The following is a 20,175-nucleotide window of genomic DNA, read 5'->3' on the forward strand; positions in this document are numbered from 1 at the left end:
TTCAGAACGCCTGCCCGAGGCTGACATAGATCTGGTAACTGCTGTCATCCAGACCGTCGCGGCGATCCAGTGGGAAAGCAATGTCAAACCGCAGGGGGGCAAACGAGGTCATATAACGCACCCCAAGCCCGACACCCCAGAAGAGGTCGTCAAAACTGGGCTGGGGGTCCTCATACGCATTCCCCCCATCCACAAACAGTACTCCGCCCCAGGAATCGGTAAAGCGAAACCGCCCTTCCAGCGAAATTTCACTGAGTGCGCGGCCACCGATTGGGTCAGACAGCGTCGGTGGCTCCCCTGCTACCGTCGATGGAATCAGGCGGCGTGGGCCAAGGGCCTGATAGCTATAACCACGCACCGAGCCACCGCCACCCGCGTAAAAGCGCTCATCGGCAGGGATTTCGAGGTTATCGATACCACTGATCACCCCCGCCTTGATACGCAGCGCGAGTGTCGGGTCAAAGCGCACCTCATTACCGGTGAGGTAGCCGGTGGCTACCAGCGTGTTTTTGACGAAGCGGGTTCCGCTACTGCGGAGGTCAAAATACGGCTTCACCTCGAACGCCACGGTGGCACCGCGACGGGCATCCAGCAGGTTGTCGGTGGTATCGATCTTCAGGCCCAGGGGGAAGGACAGCAGGTTGTAGTTTTCACTTTCCTCACCCTCTTCCTGGACCTCACTGAATTTCAGCTCACTGCCGATACTAAAGGTGCGGTGCTTGGTATGCCGACGGGAGATAGTGCCGCCGATGGTGACGGACTCTGCCTCATAGGAGTCACGTTCTTCGTTAGACGCTTCGGCCTTGGCCGAGAAGTTCTGGTCGTCGCGGAAGAAACGCGGCACCAGAATCTCACTCTTGATCGACTGCCTGACCTCGTTGACGCGGGTTTCCACTTCGATCTTTTCCCCGCGGCCAAGAATATTGCGGTGCTCCCAGCCGGCAGACACACCCGCTCCCTCATCGGAGGTATACCCCACCCCGAGACGCACGGTGCGGTGTTTGCGCTCGGTCAGCAGGAAAGTGATATCAACGACACCATCATAGGGCTCAGAGACTTCGGTATTCGCCCCCGCGATCAAGTTTGTGCGCAACAGTCGCAATTTGGCGGCATCGAGCTTTGCGCGGCTGAAGCAATCGCCCGTCGACAATTGCAGGCGCTTGCGCAGGAAGGGCTCATTAATACTGGTAACACCATCTATATACAGTTGCCCAATGCGCACCTCCGGGCTGGGGGCTACCCGGTACTCGAGGCGCGCGGCATGCTCACTGTGGATAACCGTGGCTTTGTAATCCACATCCAGTTCGAGCAGGCAGGCATTTTCCGCCAGGTAGGTTTCAATTTTTTTGACACCCTCGGTGACCTTCACCGCCTCCAGCGGGTCCCCGACCTGCAACCCGACCCCGGGAAAGCCGGGTTTGAGTCTGGCCGGCATAACGATTTCCAGGGCTTTAATCCGGAAAACCTTACCTGGGACTACCCGGTAAAGGATCTCGCCGTTGTCCACGGTCTGGCGAACCCGGCCGTCGTAATAACCGCGGGAGCGCAATAGTTTTTCCAGGGTACCGCGCTCATAACGCGCCACATCCTGCGGATCCTCATATGACTTGAGTACGCTGCTCGACTTCCGCTGCTCGTCGAGCTGCTCCTTCAGCCAGTCCTGCAACTCGGCATTTTCCAGCACGCGCACTTTGAATTTGGGAAGACGGTCAAAAAACGGGAGTGCAGCCGTAGGGTGCGGCAACAACACAAGCACCGACAACAGGACAACAGAAATGTAGTGAAGATATGCCGCTTCACGAGCGGGAAGAAAATCGCGCAAGACCAAATCCGTTTGCCAACCACTCCTACTGCGACGCCGCGAAACCCGAAAAGTTGCCTCCGCTCCAACGACGCCTGCGGGATTTAACACTGCTTAACCTTCCAACACCTGGACGCGCCTTGCCGTGGGGCAACAAGCCCGTTCCTTGCAAGGCACGCCAGTGACCACCAGATTCGCGGTTAACGGGCAGGGATCGCCGGGCGGTCTTTTGCCTCAATCAACGGGTTGCAGTTTTTGATTACCACGCGCCCTTCCAGCAAGTTGCCCTTGGAATACTCGGAAAAAATACACTCGTTGGTTTTCGGGTTGTAATTCTCAACCCACAGGTTGTCATCTTTCCAGGTAGCACCAAGGTGCCGCTGGCCAGACGGTACGCTGATATACATCACGCCACCGAAACGCTTTACGAACACCTGCTCGAAATGGAAGTAATACGCGAGCCAACCCACCAAAAAAATGATGGCTGCGACAATCGCGCCCTTACTGAGGCTGCCCAGACGCCCGCCGGCAAACAAGCTCAGAACCACCAGTGCGATAACCGCGGTCCAATACAGATAGGTAATCATGCAGATCTTCCGTGAATTTATGGTTTATTAGCGGGGAATCACTACCCCACAGGGTAGCGCAGTTTGGCGGATCAGACATGTCCGGGGCAAGCCCTAACGGCCAGCTCAACGCTGACTTGGCGAGACAATTGAGAAGGGAAACCGCGTCCGGGTCAGAGGCTATGCCGGAACCCCAGCCAGAACCGCAGCCAGAACAAGCGGCACAGTTGATCCAAATCAAGTGCCCGCCGGGGCGCCGGCATACACTGGATTCATCAAGAGAGCAGCAATGCAATAGGAGTAGAAAATGGACGCACTGATCGACCTGTTCACCAGCTTTTCTGGCCTACTGAGCCTCGGCGTCATTGGTTTTGTGTGCCTGATGGGCGGCTATTTCACCCGTATGGCACTGCGTAAGATGGATCAGGAGCTTGCCCAGCAAGCGAAGCAGCAAGCGGCCTGATTGCATAGCTACCTGCTCGTAACCTGTACAAAAATGCCGGGCGAATACCCTTCAGCCCGGCAACCTGCTATCTGAAAATCGACGAGCGGAGAGAGCGCGGTTTAGCGCCCTCTCGTGTTCGCGTAACTCACATATCTCGCCGATCTCACTTACTCGCCCGCCAGCGCCTCTAGGTCCTCATAAAGCTTGAGCGCTTCCGGGTTGGCCAGCGCTTCCTGATTCTTCACTGGCTTGCCGTGGACCACGTTGCGCACTGCGAGCTCGACAATTTTGCCGCTGATAGTGCGCGGGATATCCGCCACCTGAATCACCTTGGCCGGTACGTGGCGCGGGGTGGTGTTGGCGCGGATGGTGGTGCGAATTTTTTGGGTGAGGTCGGCATCCAACGTCAGGCCGTCACGCAGTACCACGAACAACACCACGCGTACATCGTCGCGCCATTCCTGGCCGATACAGATGCTATCCAGCACTTCCTCAACCTTCTCCACCTGGCGGTAGATTTCCGCGGTGCCGATACGCACACCACCGGGATTCAACACGGCATCCGAGCGTCCATAAATGATCACGCCACCGTGCTCGGTGATTTCTGCATAGTCGCCGTGCGCCCAGACGCCAGGCCAGCTGTCGAAGTAAGCACCGTGGTACTTGCTGCCATCCGGATCATTCCAGAAACCGATCGGCATACACGGGAAAGACGTCGCACACACCAGCTCGCCCTTCTCCTCCAGCACCGGCTTACCGTCGTCGCTCCATACCTGCACCGCCATACCGAGACCGCGACATTGCAGTTCTCCCGGGTAAACCGGCAGCGTTGGGTTGCCCAGCGCAAAGCAGGAGACAATATCGGTACCGCCGGAAATTGAACTCAGGCACAGGTCGGCTTTGATATCGCGGTAAACATAACGGAACCCTTCATGTGCCAGCGGCGAGCCAGTGGACAACACTGCGCGCAGGCGCTCGAGCTTGTGGCTCTCGCGGGGCTTGCAGCCGGCCTTTTCCAGCGCCGCAATATACTTGGCACTGGTGCCAAACACACTGATGTTTTCTTCATCGGCCATATCCCAGAGGCACTCGGCTGCCGGGTAAAAGGGTGAGCCATCGTACAGTACCAGGGTGGCACCACAGGCCAGCCCACTAACCAGCCAGTTCCACATCATCCAGCCACAGGTGGTGAAGTAGAACAGCGTATCGTCGCGGGCAATATCCGTGTGCAGGCGATGCTCTTTGATGTGTTGCAGCAGGGTGCCACCCACCCCATGCACGATGCATTTCGGCACACCGGTGGTACCGGAGGAGTACATGATATACAGCGGGTGATTGAACTCGGTCTGCGCGAAGGTCAGCGCGCGCGCCGGCGCGTTCTGCACAAATGCACCCAGGCTAACCGAACGATCCAGACCGGCAATATCGGCTTCCATCTGCTCCGGCGAGCGCGCGACCGGCACCACGACCATCTGCTGGATCGATTCGATTTGCTCGACGATCTGCGCAAGGCGCGGCAGGGAATCAATGGTTTTGCCGTTGTAGAAGTAGCCTTCACAGGCAAACAAAACCTTGGGGCCCACCTGACCAAAGCGGTCGAGTACACCATTAATGCCAAAGTCTGGCGAGCACGAGGTCCAGATGGCACCCAGGCTAGTGGTGGCCAGCATGGCCACCGCGGTATCGATAATATTGGGCATAAAGCCGGCAACACGGTCGCCCTTGCCCACACCGGCATTGGCCAGGGCCGCAGCCAGCTTCTCTACCTCGGCAAACAGCTCCCGATAACTGAGTTCACGGCGACGACCATTTTCCAGGCGTTCCACCAGTGCCGCCTTGTCGTCGCGGAAGCGCAACAGGTTTTCGGCAAAATTCAACCGCGCCTCCGGAAACCACTCCGCTCCCGGCATGGTGTCTTTGCCCAAAACGCGTTCGCCACGCTCGCTGGCGATCACCTCACCAAAATCCCACAGCTGGTTCCAGAAGGCTTCACGGTTATCCACAGACCACTGATGCAGGGCGTGATAATCCGGCAGTGACTGCTGGTGCAGCTCGTTCACCTGGCGACGAAATTGGTCCATCTGCGTAGCAGCAATCGCTTCTGCTGAGGGCTGCCAAAGGGGTTGCACGGGATTACTCATTGCGGCGGGTTCTCTCATTGTTCTATTCCGACGTTCTGCTTCACCCCCGCCCAACGACGTGGGGACGGGAGCGGTATTGCGGGGCTGTTGGTTGCGGGACGCTTGTATGAGCGGACTAGGTACGCGGCGCACTCGCAACTCCAGCACCCGTATGCATGGTTGACCATTATTGGCCATCTCGCCATGTGCACAATCATGCCTTGGTCTGACACTTTAAACTAGTTTAATCTTATTAATATTTGTTAAACTTTACTTATACAAAACGAAGCCCGTCCGCCCATGAGCACCACCATCAAACAACTGCGCGCATTCGTCGCCGTGGCCACAACCCACAGCCTGGCGGAAGCGAGCGCGCAGCTGCATGTTTCCCAGCCAGCCATCTCGGTCGCAATCCGCAGCCTGGAGGATTCCCTGGGTGGCACGCTGTTTAGCCGCGAGGGCCGCCAGCTGGTACTTACGCCAGAAGGCATCGCCTTTGTCGAGCGCGCTCGGCAACTGCTGCATAACTGGGATAACACCCTGGATGCGGTGCAGCAACGCTTCCGCCTGCAACAGGGGCAGCTGTCGATCGCTGCCATCCCGGCCTTCGCCCTGAATCACATGCCAGAGCTACTGCGCGCCTTCCACCAGCGCTACCCAGATATCAATATCGTGCTGGAAGACATTGTCATGGAGCGGGTCATCAGTGCGGTGCAGGAGGGGCGTGCCGAGCTGGGTTTCAGCTTTCGTCCAGATGATCTCGGCAGCCTCACGTTCACCCCCATCGGGGACGATCGGTTTATTGCAGTGTTACCGCAAGGTCACCCGCTGGAAAACAAACCACTAGTGCATTGGGCCGACCTGGCCCGTGAGCCATTCATCGCGATGAATCGGGGGTCGGCGGTGCGGCGCTGGACAGACGCAGCCTTCTCGCAAAGTGACGCGGTCGGCGACGCCGTCCCGCGTCTGATATGTGAGGCCTACCAGCTCAGCACAATCGGGCGGCTGGTAAAAAGCGGGCTGGGTGTCAGTGCTGCCCCCAGTTTATGTATTGGACAGATGCAGTCCTATGGGCTGGTTTGTAAACCACTTGCAGAGCCGGTGGTGTGCCACCCGGTGGGCATTCTGGCGCGGGAAGTCGGCGCACTTTCCGCGCCGGCCCAAGCATTTGTATCTATTGTGTTAAGCGAACTCCAGCGACCGGGCGCAGATTAGCCCTCGCAAACAATAAACCGCAGGCATAAAAAAACCGGCCAAGGGCCGGTTTTTCGAGCGCGCGTCGTTTACTGCGAGGTAGCACGTAACATCCATGCGGTTTTCTCATGCACACGCATGCGGTCGCTAACGAGTGCCGCCGTGGACTCATCGTCCGCATCCTGCGCTGCCTGCAACACATCGCGACAGGTTTTCACCACTTGCTCGTGACCTTGGGTGAGAATCCGTACCATCTCTTCCGCAGCCGGCACGTCTTCGACCTCCTTCACCGAACTCAGCTCTGCAAACGCTTTGTAGGTACCCGGGGCAATCACATCCAGCGTACGAATACGCTCGGCAATGTCATCCACCGCCGTCGCCAACTCGGTGTAGTGCTCCTCGAACATCAGGTGCAGTTCCCTGAAAAGGCGACCCGTAACATTCCAGTGGAAGTTGTGGGTCTGCAGATACAGCGTGTAGGAATCCGCCAACAGGCGCTTCAAACCTTCCGCTACTTTCTCGCGATCCTTTTCTCCGATACCGATGTCAATATTGCTCATTAGCAACCTCTTTTTCTGGTTCGAGTTCAATCCTTTGGGGCGGACATGTCGGTGCGCCAATCTGCTCGGCAAAGCATTACACTGCGCACTTGCAGCCGCTACCGGGGACCTGCATTGAACGTTAGCAAAAAAAATTCCCCCTGATTTTCATCAGCTCATACCCAATACTAAGGTCGAAAAAGAACTTTCAAACCCCTAGCGCCATTAACTCTCGATATGCCGCCAATAGATTCTTTTAATCAGGTCGCGTGATTCATCCACTGCGCGCTTGCCCGCAATTACCATCCACAATCGCGATCTTTGTTTTGTTCTTCCAAATACACCATCAGCGGCTGGAAATAATCCACAATCGCGGTGGCATCCAATTCACGCTCGCCGGTGAGCGCTTCCATGGCATCCGGCCAAGGTTTGCTTGCGCCCATCGCCAACATGTTGCGCAGTTTTTCTCCGGCCGCATCGTTTTTGTAAATGGAACAGCGGTGCAACGGCCCGGTTTCGCCGGCGGCCTCACAGAGCGCGCGGTGGAACTGGAACTGCTGAATGCGCGCTAAAAAGTAGCGCGCGTATGGCGTGTTTCCAGGGATGTGGTACTTGGCCCCCGGATCGAAGTTCGCTTCGCTGCGCTCTACCGGCGGGGTAATCCCCTGATACTCTTCGCGCAGTTGCCACCACGCCTTGTTGTAATCACCGGGGGCAACTTCGCCGTTGAACACCTGCCAGCGCCATTTGTCCACCAGCAAGCCAAACGGCAGGAAGGCAATCTTGTCCAGTGCCTGCTGCATCAGATATCCGAGATCCTTGTCTTCACCGGGGATCTCATCCATCAGGCCGATTTCTTTCAAATACTTGGGCGTGATGGATAGCGCGATGGTATCCCCCACCGCCTCGTGGAAGCCGTCATTGGCGCCCTCTTTGTACAGGAACGGCTGCTGGTTGTAGATGCGCTGATAAAAGTTGTGCCCCAACTCATGATGCACGGTGATCAGGTCTTCACCGGTCTTGTTGATACACATTTTAATGCGGATATCGTCCTGGCCATCCAGGTTCCAGGCACTTGCATGGCATACGACATCGCGGTCTTGTGGCTGCACAAACTGAGAGCGCTCCCAGAAGGTATCCGGCAGGGGTTTAAAGCCGAGTGAAGTAAAAAACTTCTCACCGACCTTCACCATGTCCCGCTCACTCATGCCGGAATTTACCACCAGCTCGGTGAGATCGTAGGGGGCCTGCATGTCTTCATCTTTGACAATGTCGTAGATGTTGCCCCATTCCTGTGCCCACATATTGCCGAGTAAGTGTGCGGGAATCTTGCCGCTCGCCGGCGCTACCTTATCGCCATAATGCTCGTTCAACTTTGCCCGCACATGGCAGTGCAGCGCCTCATACAGGGGCTTTACTTTGCTCCACTGGTTATCCATGTCCGCGGCAAACTCATCCGCCGGCATATCGTATTTGGAACGCCACATGACGCTGAGGTTGTCGTAACCAAGATCCCTGGCACCGGCATTACCGATCTCCACCTGGCGTTCGTAGAGTGGTTTCATTGGCGGCGCAACCTTGCGCCAGCCCACCCACAGATCCTGCAGTAATTTCGGATCGCGACTGTTGGCCATCATCTGGCCCATTTCCGTCAGGGTGTAGCACTTGCCCTCTTCCTTGACGGTCGGATCCAGTCCCGTGGTTTCCTCGGGGCAATACTTGCCGGCGCCGTACATGCCCTGCATTTTGGAGCCGATTTGCGCAAGCTCTGCGGTCATTTCAGGGTCATTGGGAGCGGGGAAAACCAGGCCCTGCTTGAGCATGGTCAACATGCGGCGGGTTTCGGGATCGAGATCCACGTTGTCAAACTTGGCCGCCTCGCCAGCCAGCTCGACCGCAAGCGCGGTATAGCGCTCCATCGCCAGGGCTTCGGTGTACTGGGAATCCAGGTTGATATAGGTCGAGGCAACCCAGCTTGCGTGGCTCGCTTCCTGGGCCATTTTTTCCAGGCGGGCCTGGGCCTCATCCAAAAATGCCTTGGCGTCTTCTGCACTCGGTTGCCCGTTGCTATCGGCGGCGTTCATCCCAGGGTTGGCGTTCGCCGTGTTTTCCGCTGAACCCTGCACTGTTTCAGACGCGGCCCCCTCAGTGACCGGCGCCCCGGAGTTTGCAGGGTCACGATCACAGCCTGCCAGGGCAAAGGCGGCAGTAGCGATTATCAGCGCAAGCTTTTTCATCGACTTCCTCGGATCAATTTATGGTGTTATTCGGGATCTCTACCCGGCAATCCGGGTGGGATGAAGCAAAGTGAGTCGTCGTTTTATAGCACACACTCAGCCGCGCATTAGGCCCAGGGCGCGCGTCGCACAACACAACGGCACCAAATTCCCCAACGAGCCGCAGAAACAGAGAAAAATATTGCAGTAGCGCGCGGGCAGACAGCCGTACGCGATGCGGGAAGCCGAACACAAGAAGAGAAAAAGAGAAGAAATGGAGGCAGCCCAACCAGCACACCCTCGGCACATGATGTCACTGCTACCGTTGCTCCCTTCCGGGCCTGGCGGGGTTCACAGCTGATCATTGCGAGGAGACCGGAAGGGCCGCCACAACGTTCGAGCACTCAGATTAGCACTGGCGGTTGTGACTGCAAGAATCGCAAATACACACCACTGCGCTCGAAGAGGGCGCGATTATAGAGACTCCTGCCGCCAGGTTCCAGCCCCTATTTTCGCCTTTGTTTTCACCTTCGGCTCTGCAGTTAATCGCCCTACGTGATTTTGTGCCGGGGACAGGTCAAATTGCGTGCATAAAAAAGCTATAATGTGCCGCGCCCGATCCGGGCCCATTTCCAGCGATTACCCTAATCTAGCGATTACTCCAGCGAATTTACCGAGTCTCCTATGCACCTGTTCGTCGACAGTCTCACCAATGTGGACTTCAGCTATCTCGACCACACCCGGGGTGTTGTCGGTGAAACCTGGCTGGCCAATGCCGCCCTCGACGGTGCGCTGGACCACCAGGGCATGGTGTGTGACTTCGGCATCGTCAAGAAAACCCTGCGCAACTGGCTGGATCACGAGCTGGACCACCGCTTGCTGGTACCGACCCGCTCTCCGCACCTGAGCATGCAGCAGGATGGCGACCAGATTCAGCTGACCTGGACCCTGCCCGACGGCGAGCACATCACCGTGGGTGGCCCGGCCCAGGCCTTCGCCCTGGTTGCGGTGGAGTCGATTACCCCCGAATCTGTAGCAGAATGGTGCGTGAATGAACTGGACGGCATCTTCCCGACCAGTGTGGACAAGCTCAGCCTGAGCTTTAGCGTGGAGCCCATCGACAGCCCCTTCTACCACTACAGTCACGGTCTGAAAAAGCACGATGGCAACTGCCAGCGCATCGCCCACGGCCATCGCTCGCGCATTCGTATCGACGTTGATGGCGAACGCAGCCACACACTGGAATCCCAGTGGGCGGAACGCTGGGCGGATATCTACCTCGGCACCAGAGAAGACCTCACCGGTGACGAGGCGCAAGGTGAAGAGGCGCAAGGTGAAGAGGCGCAGGGCGAACCCACACAATTGCACTTTGCCTACCAGGCGCAACAGGGTGAATTCACTCTGACCATTCCTGCGAACCGCTGTGAGATCCTCGACTGCGACACCACGGTTGAGCAACTCGCACAGTACATCGCCGATGTACTCGCGGCAGAAAACGCCGGCAAACACATTACCGTGCGCGCCTATGAAGGCATCGGCAAAGGCGCGGTCGCGTTCGCGTTCGCCGGGCACTAATTCCGTGAATCTGACTCAATGAACCTAATCTTACTGGAGCCCGAGGATTTTCAATCCTCCAGCCAGGTAGTGCTGCGCGGCCGTCGCTTCCAGCACATGGTGGAAGTACAGCGCGCCGAAGTTGGCGACCACCTCAAAGTTGGCGAGGTAAACGGCCAGATTGGCGAAGGCGAAATCACCGAGCGCAGTGAAGACCACATCGCCATGACCGTGTCACTTGCGAGTGAACCTCCGGCGCCACTGCCACTGACCCTGATCCTCGCCCTGCCCCGCCCCAAAATGCTCAAGCGTACAATTCAGCACGCCACCGCACTGGGAGTTAAAAAACTCTATCTGATTAACGCCTACCGGGTAGAAAAGTCTTACTGGCAAAGCCCGTGGCTGGCTGAAGAAAAGCTGCGCGAGCAATGCGTGCTCGGGCTCGAGCAGGCCGTGGATACCGCCATGCCGGAAATCCATCTGCGCAAGCGCTTCAAACCCTTCGTCGAAGACGAACTCCCAGAGATTGCCGGTCAGTCACTCAAGCTGGTTGCACACCCGGTGACAGACGCGCCCTGCCCGGTGGATATCGAGCAGCAAACGACACTCGCCGTCGGCCCCGAGGGCGGTTTTATCCCCTATGAAGTGGAAAAGCTGCAGGACGCCGGGTTTCAGTCGGTCCACCTGGGGCCGCGTATTTTGCGCGTGGAAACCGCTTTGCCCGTACTACTCAGCCGCCTGTTTCCCGCCAGATAGTCCTTCAGCAGGCTAACTCTTCTCTCCAATTACAATTCCCAAACTTGCAGACATAAACGTTCAGACATAAAAAAGCCGCGCTAATAAGCGCGGCCATAATGGCAGCAACAATGCTGCCGGGTCTCACAGAGTGGGGCGTGAAGCTGCCCCAGAAGAGAACCTTTTGCGAAGCGCGGCAGAGACTTCCCTAATTTGAAATCTCACACCACGCTCCAGCCATTTCCATCACGTGACAATGAATAGATTGGCTTAAGCGGCAACACCCGCGTCAACCGCAGACTTTTGCAGTGCCAGTTTCGGGTCTACGTATTCGTAGCCCAGCACGTCGGCAACCGCCTTGTACGTCACCATGCCGGCGTGCACGTTCAGGCCTTCCAGCAGGTTGGCGTCGTCCAGCAGTGCCTGCTTGGCACCCTTGTTCGCCAGGGCAACCGCAAACGGCAGGGTTGCGTTGTTCAGGGCCATGGTGGAGGTACGTGCAACACCGCCCGGCATGTTGGCAACACAGTAGTGCACAACGCCATCAACTACGTAGGTCGGCTCCTGGTGCGTGGTTGCCTTGGAAGTTTCGAAACAACCGCCCTGGTCAATCGCCACGTCTACCACAACGGCGCCTTTCTTCATGCGGCTGATGATGTCGCGGGTCAGCAGTTTCGGCGCAGCAGCGCCCGGAATCAGTACCGCACCAACAACGAGGTCGGCTTCCAGCGCGTGGGACTCAATTGCGTCGTCGGTAGAGTACTCAGTACGTACCGCGCCTCCGAAAATGTCGTCCAGCTGGCGCAGACGCGGCAGGGAGCGATCCAGAATGGTTACGTCGGCACCCATACCCAGAGCCATCTTGGCTGCGTTGGTACCTACTACACCACCACCAATAATCAGTACCTTGGCCGGTGCTACACCCGGCACGCCGCCCAGCAGCACACCCAGGCCACCCTGAGCTTTTTCCAGGTGGTGAGCACCGCACTGCACGGACATACGGCCGGCAACTTCAGACATCGGAGCCAGCAGCGGCAGCGCGCCGAAACGGTCGGTAACGGTTTCGTATGCAATACAGGTTGCGCCAGACTTCACCAGCAGTTCGGTCTGCTTGGGGTCTGGGGCGAGGTGCAGGTAGGTGTACAGCAGCTGGCCAGGACGCAGCATTTCGCACTCGTGCGGCTGAGGCTCTTTTACCTTCACGATCATATCGGCAGTGGCAAAGATCTCTTCCGCAGTGTCGATGATCTTGGCACCGGCACTGACATACATTTCGTCGGTAAAGCCGATGGATGCACCACCGTCTTTCTGTACGATCACTTCGTGACCGTGACCAATCAGTTCGCGAACACTCGAAGGCGTCAGGCCAATACGGTATTCGTGGTTTTTAATCTCTTTTGGGACACCGATTAACATAGCGAATCTCCTCAATTACTCTGTCAGCGCCGTCGAGTGCGCATTGCGTTCTTGTTGGATTTCCGCAGTATAGGCGCGCTTTTGAAGTGGATTTCTACACATATTTATTTATGATTAGTGGAATCCACTAGCAAAGTGCCGAAAAGACTATTTTTCAGCCATCCAGAACCACTTTTTGACCAGTAGCCAAGTCAAGCCTGCCCAGTTCACGTGCCGCAGCGGACTTGGTCAGGAAAATTTGCGGAAACTTCCAGAAGAGAACTGCAGCAAGAGACCAGCATGAAAAGACGTGCCAACGAACTCAGCACCATTGACCGTAATATTCTCCGTGTTCTGCAGAAGGACGGCCGCACCAGCTATGCAGAACTGGCTCGTCAAGTCGGCCTTACCGCGACCCCGTGCGTCGAGCGGGTCAAGAAGATGGAAAGCGATGGGGTGATTCAGGGCTACACCACGCTGATCAACCCGGAATACCTGGACGCCGCGCTGGTAGTGTTTGTGCAGATCCGTCTGAACCGCTCTGCTCAAGATGCCTTTGAAGCGTTTCGCAACGCCGTTGCCGAGCTACCAGAGGTGCAGGAGTGCTACCTGGTATCGGGCAGCTTTGACTACCTGATCAAAGCCCGGGTGGCCGATATGGGCGCCTACCGTAAGTTCTACGGAGAAACCCTACTGACCCTGCCGGAAGTGCAGGAATGCACCAGCTACGTAGTGATGGAAGAGGTGAAAGAAACCCTGGAGGTACCCGTGCACTACAACCGCTGAACGGGAGAGCGACGGAAGAGAGACGAAATAGAGAAAGTCACGGAGACAGGAAGCGAGCACCTTCTTGCGGAAATCCAGAGTCCGCGGTGCTCGCTAAACAACTCAGTACTTGATGCCGAGTTTGCGATACAGGAAGCCGATTACCCACGCAGGGCCAATCAACAGAAACTGCACATCTTTCAGGAAAGAGGGTTTTTTGCCCTCGATATGGTGACCGACAAACTGGAACACCCACATCACCACAAACAGCCCCACAGACCACCAGAGCACGCTCGGTCCGGCCCGCTCCAGTCCGCTGCAGACACCCAGGCAAATCAGCGAAAGTGCGATCATGCCCAGTGCCACCGGGAAGGACATCAGCATATAAAACAGCATGGTGGGCACCATCGCTACCACCGCCCAGTTCAGCCAGGGCAAGGCTGCCATCCAGTCGGGTTGGGGAATGGACCAAAGCAGGCCCACGACGGTGAAATAAATGACCGGCACTGCGATCCAGTGGATGGCCTTGTTGGTGGAGTTCTGATGGCTCTCGCCGTATTCACTGAACCATTGCTCTGCTGTACGCATCGTTTTCCCTCGCCTTGTTTGTTATATGGATTGGCTAGAATTTGATGGTACATCAGAACCCAGCAAGACCAAACGGTCACAGAAAAAGCTGTAAGAAGTTCAGGCAAACATTTTGCCCAGCATACTTCGGTCATCTAAACTCCAATCGCCTGATACACAGATCAGGCTTCAATTCCTGACAGCCAGCACCGACTGGACACCTTTTGTACGATTATCTCCTATCCCTGCTCCACGACCTCGATGGCGTTCAGCAAAACCCGAAGTATCATCCAGAGGGCGATGCCCTATTCCACTCGCTCCAAACTTTCGATCTAGCCTACCGAAACTCGACCAGCCCAATGCTCTGGACAGCCGCACTATTGCACGATGTTGGCAAAGCAGTAGATACCCGCGGTCATGAACGAATTGGGGCAGAAATGCTGAGCGGAGTGGTGTGTGACGAAGTAATTTGGCTTGTGCGACACCATTTGGATCTAATGAGAGCCCCACGGCACACTCGGCACAAGTACGTTGGCCAGCCCCGCTTCTCTCGACTGCAACAACTCCGCCGATTCGATGTAGAGGGAAGGGACCCGAAGGCACACGTCATCACTCCCGAAGAGGCTCTCACAATTTTAATGGCTTACGATTCTCTAATCGCGGCCTAACGCCGCCTGATTCATGAAAAAGGAAGAAAGATTCCGCCACCTGATCAAACAGGAGGCAGCCCGCCTAATGGTGCATGAAGGAGTAAATCAGTACTTCGATGCAAAACGTATCGCCGCCAGGCGCATCATTGGTAAACAGTACAAATACAACCCGAAGTATTTGCCCTCGAACGGCGAAATCTCTGAAGCAGTCCATGCGCTCGGACAAGCAGCAGACCCTGCAAGCCACCAACAATTGCTATTTCGTATGCGTTTACTCGCACTAGAGGTAATGGAGCGATTACAGCCCTTCTCCCCTCGCCTAATTGGCTCAGTAAGTACCGGTCGGATCCGGAAAGGAAGTGATATCGACCTACATGTTTTTACCGATGAAATTGAGGTACTTGAACATCATTTGCATGCTCTCGACTGGCAGTTTGATCGCGATACAGTGTGTATTCGTGCAAACGGCAAATTGATCGAGTACCAACACATCCACCTAGACTTCGAGTTTCCTGTGGAGCTATCTATCTACCCAGAGCGGGAAATACGCGTGGTTGGCAGATCGAGTACCGACGGCAAACCAATACGACGATTGAACGCAGGCAAGGTTCGCCAATTGATTACAGATGAACACTGGGAAGACTACCTTCGACAAGATGGCCAGCTGGAATAGTCCGATGAGTTAGTTTCTTAAAGAGTAAGAACCGGAGGGAGAAACGGTACCGAGAGGTACCGCCAAGAAACATGTGCGGCCCGGCTAAGCCGGGCATCACACTGAGAAGAAGGTCCAGAGAGAATTGGTAGACTCGCTGATTACACCAGCCTGGCAGCCATAGCTATCTCCGCACGCAGGCATCCAGCTGCATGCGATACAGCTCGGCCATATCTTCATCAATGCAGCAGAAAATCACGTGGCGCGGACCGCCGTCGCGGTCAAGGTGCTGCTGTGCCTGTTCCACAGCGACTTCGACAGCGAGTTCAGGGGGATAATCGTAGACCCCGCAACTGATCGCGGGAAAGGCGAGCGTGTGGGCGTTTTCACGGCGGGCGAGATTGAGGCACTGGCGATAACAGCTGGCCAATAGCTCCGGCTCGCCCAAATTACCGCCGCGCCACACGGGCCCTACCGTGTGGTAAATGCGTTTGACCGGGAGACCGTAACCTTGCGTGGCGCGCACCTCGCCCACCGGGCAGCCGCCAATAGCCCGACAGGCTTCCAGCAGTGCCGGACCGGCCGCGCGATGAATGGCACCATCAACGCCTCCGCCACCCAGGAGCCTCTGGTTGGCTGCATTGACGATCACATCCACATGCAACCGAGTGATATCACCGAGGTGTACTTCGATCACTCTAACTACTCCAGCCGCGGCACCACCAGTCAATCAGTGCAACGTTGCACTCATACCGCAATCGGACTACTGCTTTTGCCCCAGTATTTGACGGTGGCGCGTTGAAATTCTTTGGGGGCAATGCGTCACGGCACTAACTAAAACAATAGCAGCTGCGGAGAGGACAAAACCCGGTAAAAGCTCGTATATATCGAAGATGCCACCAGAGAGCTGTTTCCAAACCAATACGGTTATACCCCCGACAAGCACCCCGGCGATGGCCCCGGCGCCGGTCATACGCGACCAGTACAGGCTAATCAGTACCGCCGGACCGAATGCGGCCCCCAGCCCTGCCCAGGCATAAGCGACCACATCCAGCACTTTGGAATCCGGGTCCATGGCCACACCCACAGCAATCAGGGACAGCGCCACCACCGCCCAGCGGCCCACCACAACCAGATGCTCTGAAGAAACCTGCTTGCCGAACCAGACGTGGTAAATGTCTTCTGCCAGGGCCGCTGAGGACACCAGCAGCTGGGAATCCGCGGTACTCATAATCGCCGATAGAATTGCCGCGAGCAGAATGCCGGCAATCAGCGGATGGAACAGGGCTTCCACCAGTGCCATGAAAATACGTTCGCCATCGGGCAGCGCCTGGGTGAGTTCCAGGTGTCCAAACAGGCCAACGCTCAGGGCTCCGAGGAATCCCGCGAGCGACCAAATTGCGGCCACACTCGCCGCCGCCGGCATATCGTCGGGATGACGCAGGGCCTTGAAGCGCGCCAGGATATGCGGCTGACCGAAATATCCCAGGCCCCACGCCAGTGAACTCAAAATGGCTGCAACGCCGAGCGCCGAGCCGGTTTTATCCGTCATCAGGTGCATTAATTCCGGGTGTTGCGCCTGCATCTGTGCCCAGGCGCCACCCAAGCCACCTTCGTCGGCGATGATCATGATGGGCACGATCAGCAATGCCAGGCTCATCAGCAGCCCCTGAAACACGTCCGTCCAGGATACCGCGAGAAAGCCGCCGAACAGGGTGTAAGAAATCACCGCAATCGCACCGATCACCACCGCCCACTGATAATCCCAGCCAAACACCGTCTCAAACAGCTTGCCGCCGGCAATCAAACCGGACGCCACATAGAAAAGAAAAAACAGCAGGATGAAAAACGCACACACGGTGCGCAGCCAGGGCGTCGTCAGATCGAAGCGCCGGTGCAGATAAGACGGCACCGTCAGCGCATCATCCAGTGCAAAACTGTAAATACGCAGGCGGCGCGCCATGATGGTCCAGCTCAACACAATCCCGCCGAACAGGCCAAACGCAATCCACGCAGAGGAAAGACCACTGGCGTAAGCCGCACCGGGCAATCCGAGCAGCAACCAGCCACTCATATCGGAGGCACCGGCACTCAGCGCCGCCACCGCCGGCGGCAGCGAACGCCCCCCGAGAAAATAATCGCTCGCATCCTTGGTGCGACGGTAGGCATAGACACCAATCGCAAGAATAAGCGCGAGATAGGCAATGAAGGTAAGGGCGACAAGCCATTGTCCAGACATGTGGGATTCCCCGTCAGAATTGGCAGACCCAGCCTCTTTTGGTGAAAAATTAGGCTGATTCCGTCGTTATTGGTCTTTATTGCGCGTAAATCTACCCATTCACTGGCGGTTACTCAATCCGCAAACTAAACCATGGATATGTACAGCTTGTGCAAACTACCACGGACGGCGGTTTCAGACTGAGTACACAGGGAAAAATTAAACACTATGGGTATTTGCCTGGATGAGCTGCGTTTATTCGTCGTTCGTCCCACATTAAAGCAGCTCCGTGCCTGGTCCCCCGGGATGGAAGCGTTATTACTGGGCACCGCCGCTCAGGAATCCCAGCTCGGCTTTCACCTCAAGCAGGGGCGCCGCCACGGCATGGGTATTTTCCAGATTCTGCCGAGCACGCACCGCCAGATCTGGGATAAATACCTAATCAACTTCCCGCCGCTCGCCTCCAAGGTGCGCGGCCTTGCCAGCCAGCGCGACTTTTTGCAGCACCCCCACACAGAACTCGCCACCAACTTGCGCTACGCCACCGCTATTGCGTGGCTGATCTATCGCGCCGCCGGCGTCGAACGCGTGGAAACCACCGATCTGCCGCGTATGGCGAAGCTGTGGAAGAAACATTTTCACCACGGCCCCAGCGCGCGCCTGCGGGACTTCGTCGACAGCTACGCCAAGCTGGTAAGACCGTCGGAAAATGCCCTACCAGAACTAGAGCCGGAACCCGAAAACGAAACAGCCGCGGTAAAAACCGCGGCTGTGCAAAAAACCGATACGCTACTGATCGAGGACGAATCGCCTACAGATTCTGCGCCTCAATATACAGCGGTTGAGCCGGCTCCTCCGGAGAAGCTGCTGGAGAAACTTCCGGCTCCTCATCGCGAGCGTCTTCAGGAATCCAGGAATCGACATACTGCTCAATCGCGCGCGCGTCCACCGCAGGCGCGGGTTTAGAGCGGTCCAGTTCCAGGCTCTCAAAATCGTACAGATCGCGATCCGCCAATTGGGATGGCGATACCCGGGTTAGCGCAGCGAAAATATTGTCGCTGCGGCCGGGATATTTCCTATCCCACTCGTTCAACATGCCCTTGATCGCCTGACGCTGCAGATTTTCCTGACTACCACACAGGTTGCACGGAATAATCGGGAACTGCTTGTGGTCGGCAAACGCAATCAGGTCCGTCTCGCGGCAATACGCCAGCGGACGAATCACAATATTGCGGCCATCGTCTGCGCGCAGTTTCGGCGGCATCGCTTTCAGGCGGCCGCCGTAAAACATATTCAGGAACAGCGTTTCGACAATGTCATCCTTATGGTGACCGAGCGCCACCTTGGTCGCACCGATCTCCTCGGCAAAACCATACAGTGTGCCACGGCGCAGGCGTGAACACAGGCCACAGGTCGTCTTGCCTTCCGGCACCACTTCCTTCACCACGCTGTAAGTATCTTTGTTCACGATGTGATACGGCACGCCGATGGACTGCAGGTACTCCGGCAGGATGTGCTCGGGGAAGCCCGGCTGCTTCTGGTCCATATTCACCGCCACCAGCTCAAAGTGCACCGGTGCGGTCTTCTGCAGGTTCATCAGGATTTCCAGCATCGCGTAGGAATCCTTACCACCAGACAGGCACACCATCACCTTGTCGCCTTCCTCAATCATATTGAAGTCGGCGATCGCCTTGCCCACATTGCGGCGCAGGCGCTTTTGCAGCTTGTTGAATTCCAGCCGGTCGCGGCGGTTTTCCAGGTCAGACATGGGTAAATCTCGAAAATAACGTGCGGTATTACCCGGGGGACAGACAGCAGTGAATACTTGCATGCGCAGGCGCTGACACCGGGGAAACCAGTGCGGGACCGTCTGTGGCCAGGGATGGCCACAGCCGAGCGTTCATGGATGAACTCGTAGCATGTCCCGCAGTGGTTTCCCCGGTGGCAGTGCCGCCCCGGAACCATCTACGGAGCCCCACTACCAAAGCGGGGCCCGACGAAAATCAGGCCGCGATTGTACGCTTTCCGATCAAGAAGTGCACAAACTATCGGACCGGGTGTCCACATTGCCCTTCAATAGAATTTCCAGACAGGGCCACACATGGTCCAGCAGCGCAGGCTGCGCTTTCGCCGTGGGGTGGATACCATCGGTCTGCATCGCGCCATCTAACAGCGCCACCGTCTCCAGGAAGAACGGCACCAGCGGCACCTTCTGCTCCGCCGCTACCTTCGGAAAAACCTCGGCAAACGCCTTGGTATACGCCTTGCCGTAATTCGGCGGCATCTGCATACCCAGTAGCAGCACCTCGGCGCCCTGCTCCCGCGCCATCTCCACCATGCGCACCAGATTCTGCTTTAGCATCCGCGGCGGATAACCGCGCAAACCGTCGTTACCGCCGAGTTCCAGCACCAGCCAGTCAGGCCCATGCTCACTGAGCAGGCGCGGCAAGCGCGCCAGGCCGCCCGCAGACGTCTCGCCACTCACACTGGCATTCACCACCTTCACCGCCAGATCCTGCTCCGCCAGGCGGTCGCGCAACAGCTGTACCCAGCCGTCGCGCTCATCGATGCCGTAGGCCGCGCTAATACTGTCCCCAAGCACCAACAAAGTGCCTGATTCCATCGCACCTTGCTCATCCGCTTTGACTGCTGCCGCGTAAACTAAAACGATCAACAGCAGGCCACGCGAGATGAAACCGGGCACAAGACTCCGGAAAAAAACCGCCGCCATGTCATACTCTCCACTATTCATCTAAAG

Annotated in this window: 18 protein-coding genes and 1 other RNA gene; 7 read left to right on the plus strand and 12 right to left on the minus strand. The window is 56.9% G+C overall.

The window, feature by feature from the left end; genetic code table 11:
• Window position 1 precedes the first annotated feature (1 nt).
• Together AS89_RS0107350 and AS89_RS0107355 are read right to left on the minus strand one after the other, a co-directional pair.
• Window positions 2-1,822, minus strand: a complete 1,821-nt coding sequence (locus AS89_RS0107350; protein ID WP_010131849.1) for an autotransporter assembly complex protein TamA — start codon at window positions 1,820-1,822, stop codon at window positions 2-4.
• A 179-nt stretch (window positions 1,823-2,001) separates the two neighbouring features.
• Complete coding sequence (locus AS89_RS0107355) at window positions 2,002-2,388, minus strand: hypothetical protein (RefSeq protein ID WP_010131850.1); 387 nt, start codon at window positions 2,386-2,388, stop codon at window positions 2,002-2,004.
• A 286-nt stretch (window positions 2,389-2,674) separates the two neighbouring features.
• Here AS89_RS0107355 and AS89_RS18410 point away from each other — a divergent pair, with 286 nt between their 5' ends.
• Window positions 2,675-2,830: a DUF3149 domain-containing protein gene (locus AS89_RS18410; protein ID WP_010131851.1), complete on the plus strand. Its 156-nt coding sequence runs from the start codon at window positions 2,675-2,677 to the stop codon at window positions 2,828-2,830.
• 149 nt (window positions 2,831-2,979) lie between these two features.
• Here AS89_RS18410 and AS89_RS0107365 read toward each other — a convergent pair whose 3' ends face one another.
• Window positions 2,980-4,953, minus strand: a complete 1,974-nt coding sequence (locus AS89_RS0107365; protein ID WP_033230145.1) for an acetoacetate--CoA ligase — start codon at window positions 4,951-4,953, stop codon at window positions 2,980-2,982.
• A 279-nt stretch (window positions 4,954-5,232) separates the two neighbouring features.
• On the opposite strand from AS89_RS0107365, the gene AS89_RS0107370 reads away from it, so the two are divergent.
• On the plus strand, window positions 5,233-6,147 hold the full coding sequence (locus AS89_RS0107370; protein ID WP_010131853.1) for a LysR family transcriptional regulator: 915 nt from the start codon (window positions 5,233-5,235) through the stop codon (window positions 6,145-6,147).
• Between the two features lie 68 nt (window positions 6,148-6,215).
• Here AS89_RS0107370 and AS89_RS0107375 read toward each other — a convergent pair whose 3' ends face one another.
• From AS89_RS0107375 to ffs, 3 genes are all read right to left on the minus strand, one after another.
• Window positions 6,216-6,686, minus strand: coding sequence for a Dps family protein (locus tag AS89_RS0107375; protein ID WP_010131854.1), 471 nt, complete (start codon window positions 6,684-6,686; stop codon window positions 6,216-6,218).
• Window positions 6,687-6,964: 278 nt separating this feature from the next.
• Window positions 6,965-8,902 (minus strand): M2 family metallopeptidase, encoded by a 1,938-nt coding sequence (locus AS89_RS0107385; protein WP_010131855.1) that lies wholly within the window; start codon window positions 8,900-8,902, stop codon window positions 6,965-6,967.
• A gap of 263 nt (window positions 8,903-9,165) precedes the next feature.
• An RNA gene (gene ffs, locus AS89_RS18415) (signal recognition particle sRNA small type) lies at window positions 9,166-9,262 on the minus strand.
• 303 nt (window positions 9,263-9,565) lie between these two features.
• On the opposite strand from ffs, the gene AS89_RS0107390 reads away from it, so the two are divergent.
• Both AS89_RS0107390 and AS89_RS0107395 read left to right on the plus strand, forming a co-directional pair.
• The gene (locus AS89_RS0107390; RefSeq protein WP_010131856.1) at window positions 9,566-10,456 is read left to right on the plus strand and encodes a 6-carboxytetrahydropterin synthase; all 891 of its coding nucleotides are present in this window, start codon (window positions 9,566-9,568) and stop codon (window positions 10,454-10,456) included.
• Window positions 10,457-10,474: 18 nt separating this feature from the next.
• A complete protein-coding gene (locus AS89_RS0107395) occupies window positions 10,475-11,191 on the plus strand; it encodes a 16S rRNA (uracil(1498)-N(3))-methyltransferase (RefSeq protein ID WP_010131857.1) in 717 nt (238 codons plus the stop codon).
• Between the two features lie 249 nt (window positions 11,192-11,440).
• Here the strand turns inward: AS89_RS0107395 and ald are convergent, their stop codons facing one another.
• Complete coding sequence (ald, locus tag AS89_RS0107400; protein ID WP_010131858.1) at window positions 11,441-12,586, minus strand: alanine dehydrogenase; 1,146 nt, start codon at window positions 12,584-12,586, stop codon at window positions 11,441-11,443.
• Between the two features lie 279 nt (window positions 12,587-12,865).
• Between ald and AS89_RS0107405 the strand changes: the two genes are divergently transcribed.
• Window positions 12,866-13,351 carry an Lrp/AsnC ligand binding domain-containing protein gene (locus AS89_RS0107405; protein WP_010131859.1) on the plus strand — a complete coding sequence of 162 codons (486 nt, stop codon included), beginning with the start codon at window positions 12,866-12,868 and terminating at the stop codon, window positions 13,349-13,351.
• Window positions 13,352-13,453: 102 nt separating this feature from the next.
• On the opposite strand, the gene AS89_RS0107410 is transcribed toward AS89_RS0107405, so the two are convergent.
• Window positions 13,454-13,918 carry an Mpo1 family 2-hydroxy fatty acid dioxygenase gene (locus tag AS89_RS0107410; RefSeq protein WP_010131860.1) on the minus strand — a complete coding sequence of 155 codons (465 nt, stop codon included), beginning with the start codon at window positions 13,916-13,918 and terminating at the stop codon, window positions 13,454-13,456.
• 203 nt (window positions 13,919-14,121) lie between these two features.
• Here AS89_RS0107410 and AS89_RS19090 point away from each other — a divergent pair, with 203 nt between their 5' ends.
• On the plus strand, window positions 14,122-14,565 hold the full coding sequence (locus AS89_RS19090) for an HD domain-containing protein (RefSeq protein WP_010131861.1): 444 nt from the start codon (window positions 14,122-14,124) through the stop codon (window positions 14,563-14,565).
• Window positions 14,566-14,578: 13 nt separating this feature from the next.
• A complete protein-coding gene (locus tag AS89_RS0107420; RefSeq protein WP_010131863.1) occupies window positions 14,579-15,220 on the plus strand; it encodes a nucleotidyltransferase in 642 nt (213 codons plus the stop codon).
• 163 nt (window positions 15,221-15,383) lie between these two features.
• Here the strand turns inward: AS89_RS0107420 and AS89_RS0107425 are convergent, their stop codons facing one another.
• From AS89_RS0107425 to AS89_RS0107450, 4 genes are all read right to left on the minus strand, one after another.
• Window positions 15,384-15,896, minus strand: a complete 513-nt coding sequence (locus AS89_RS0107425) for a macro domain-containing protein (protein WP_010131864.1) — start codon at window positions 15,894-15,896, stop codon at window positions 15,384-15,386.
• A gap of 66 nt (window positions 15,897-15,962) precedes the next feature.
• Window positions 15,963-17,438, minus strand: a complete 1,476-nt coding sequence (gene putP, locus AS89_RS0107430) for a sodium/proline symporter PutP (RefSeq protein WP_010131865.1) — start codon at window positions 17,436-17,438, stop codon at window positions 15,963-15,965.
• Between the two features lie 790 nt (window positions 17,439-18,228).
• Window positions 18,229-19,185: a tRNA 2-thiocytidine(32) synthetase TtcA gene (ttcA, locus tag AS89_RS0107445; RefSeq protein WP_010131867.1), complete on the minus strand. Its 957-nt coding sequence runs from the start codon at window positions 19,183-19,185 to the stop codon at window positions 18,229-18,231.
• Between the two features lie 261 nt (window positions 19,186-19,446).
• On the minus strand, window positions 19,447-20,148 hold the full coding sequence (locus AS89_RS0107450) for an arylesterase (protein WP_010131868.1): 702 nt from the start codon (window positions 20,146-20,148) through the stop codon (window positions 19,447-19,449).
• Between the last annotated feature and the right edge of the window lie 27 nt (window positions 20,149-20,175).

It is taken from the genome of Microbulbifer agarilyticus S89, from assembly GCF_000220505.1.
GTDB classification, from domain to species: domain Bacteria; phylum Pseudomonadota; class Gammaproteobacteria; order Pseudomonadales; family Cellvibrionaceae; genus Microbulbifer; species Microbulbifer agarilyticus_B.

Bases quoted from the DNA above. Each gene is read 5' to 3' on its own strand.
- AS89_RS0107450 (WP_010131868.1), bottom strand. From the start codon at position 20,148: ATGGCGGCGGTTTTTTTCCGGAGTCTTGTGCCCGGTTTCATCTCGCGT.
- putP (WP_010131865.1), bottom strand. From the start codon at position 17,438: ATGTCTGGACAATGGCTTGTCGCCCTTACCTTCATTGCCTATCTCGCG.
- AS89_RS0107370 (WP_010131853.1), top strand. From the start codon at position 5,233: ATGAGCACCACCATCAAACAACTGCGCGCATTCGTCGCCGTGGCCACA.
- AS89_RS18410 (WP_010131851.1), top strand. From the start codon at position 2,675: ATGGACGCACTGATCGACCTGTTCACCAGCTTTTCTGGCCTACTGAGC.
- AS89_RS0107395 (WP_010131857.1), top strand. From the start codon at position 10,475: ATGAACCTAATCTTACTGGAGCCCGAGGATTTTCAATCCTCCAGCCAG.
- AS89_RS0107420 (WP_010131863.1), top strand. From the start codon at position 14,579: ATGAAAAAGGAAGAAAGATTCCGCCACCTGATCAAACAGGAGGCAGCC.
- AS89_RS0107410 (WP_010131860.1), bottom strand. From the start codon at position 13,918: ATGCGTACAGCAGAGCAATGGTTCAGTGAATACGGCGAGAGCCATCAG.
- ald (WP_010131858.1), bottom strand. From the start codon at position 12,586: ATGTTAATCGGTGTCCCAAAAGAGATTAAAAACCACGAATACCGTATT.
- AS89_RS0107375 (WP_010131854.1), bottom strand. From the start codon at position 6,686: ATGAGCAATATTGACATCGGTATCGGAGAAAAGGATCGCGAGAAAGTA.
- ttcA (WP_010131867.1), bottom strand. From the start codon at position 19,185: ATGTCTGACCTGGAAAACCGCCGCGACCGGCTGGAATTCAACAAGCTG.
- AS89_RS0107390 (WP_010131856.1), top strand. From the start codon at position 9,566: ATGCACCTGTTCGTCGACAGTCTCACCAATGTGGACTTCAGCTATCTC.
- AS89_RS0107385 (WP_010131855.1), bottom strand. From the start codon at position 8,902: ATGAAAAAGCTTGCGCTGATAATCGCTACTGCCGCCTTTGCCCTGGCA.
- AS89_RS0107405 (WP_010131859.1), top strand. From the start codon at position 12,866: ATGAAAAGACGTGCCAACGAACTCAGCACCATTGACCGTAATATTCTC.
- AS89_RS0107355 (WP_010131850.1), bottom strand. From the start codon at position 2,388: ATGATTACCTATCTGTATTGGACCGCGGTTATCGCACTGGTGGTTCTG.
- AS89_RS0107365 (WP_033230145.1), bottom strand. From the start codon at position 4,953: ATGAGTAATCCCGTGCAACCCCTTTGGCAGCCCTCAGCAGAAGCGATT.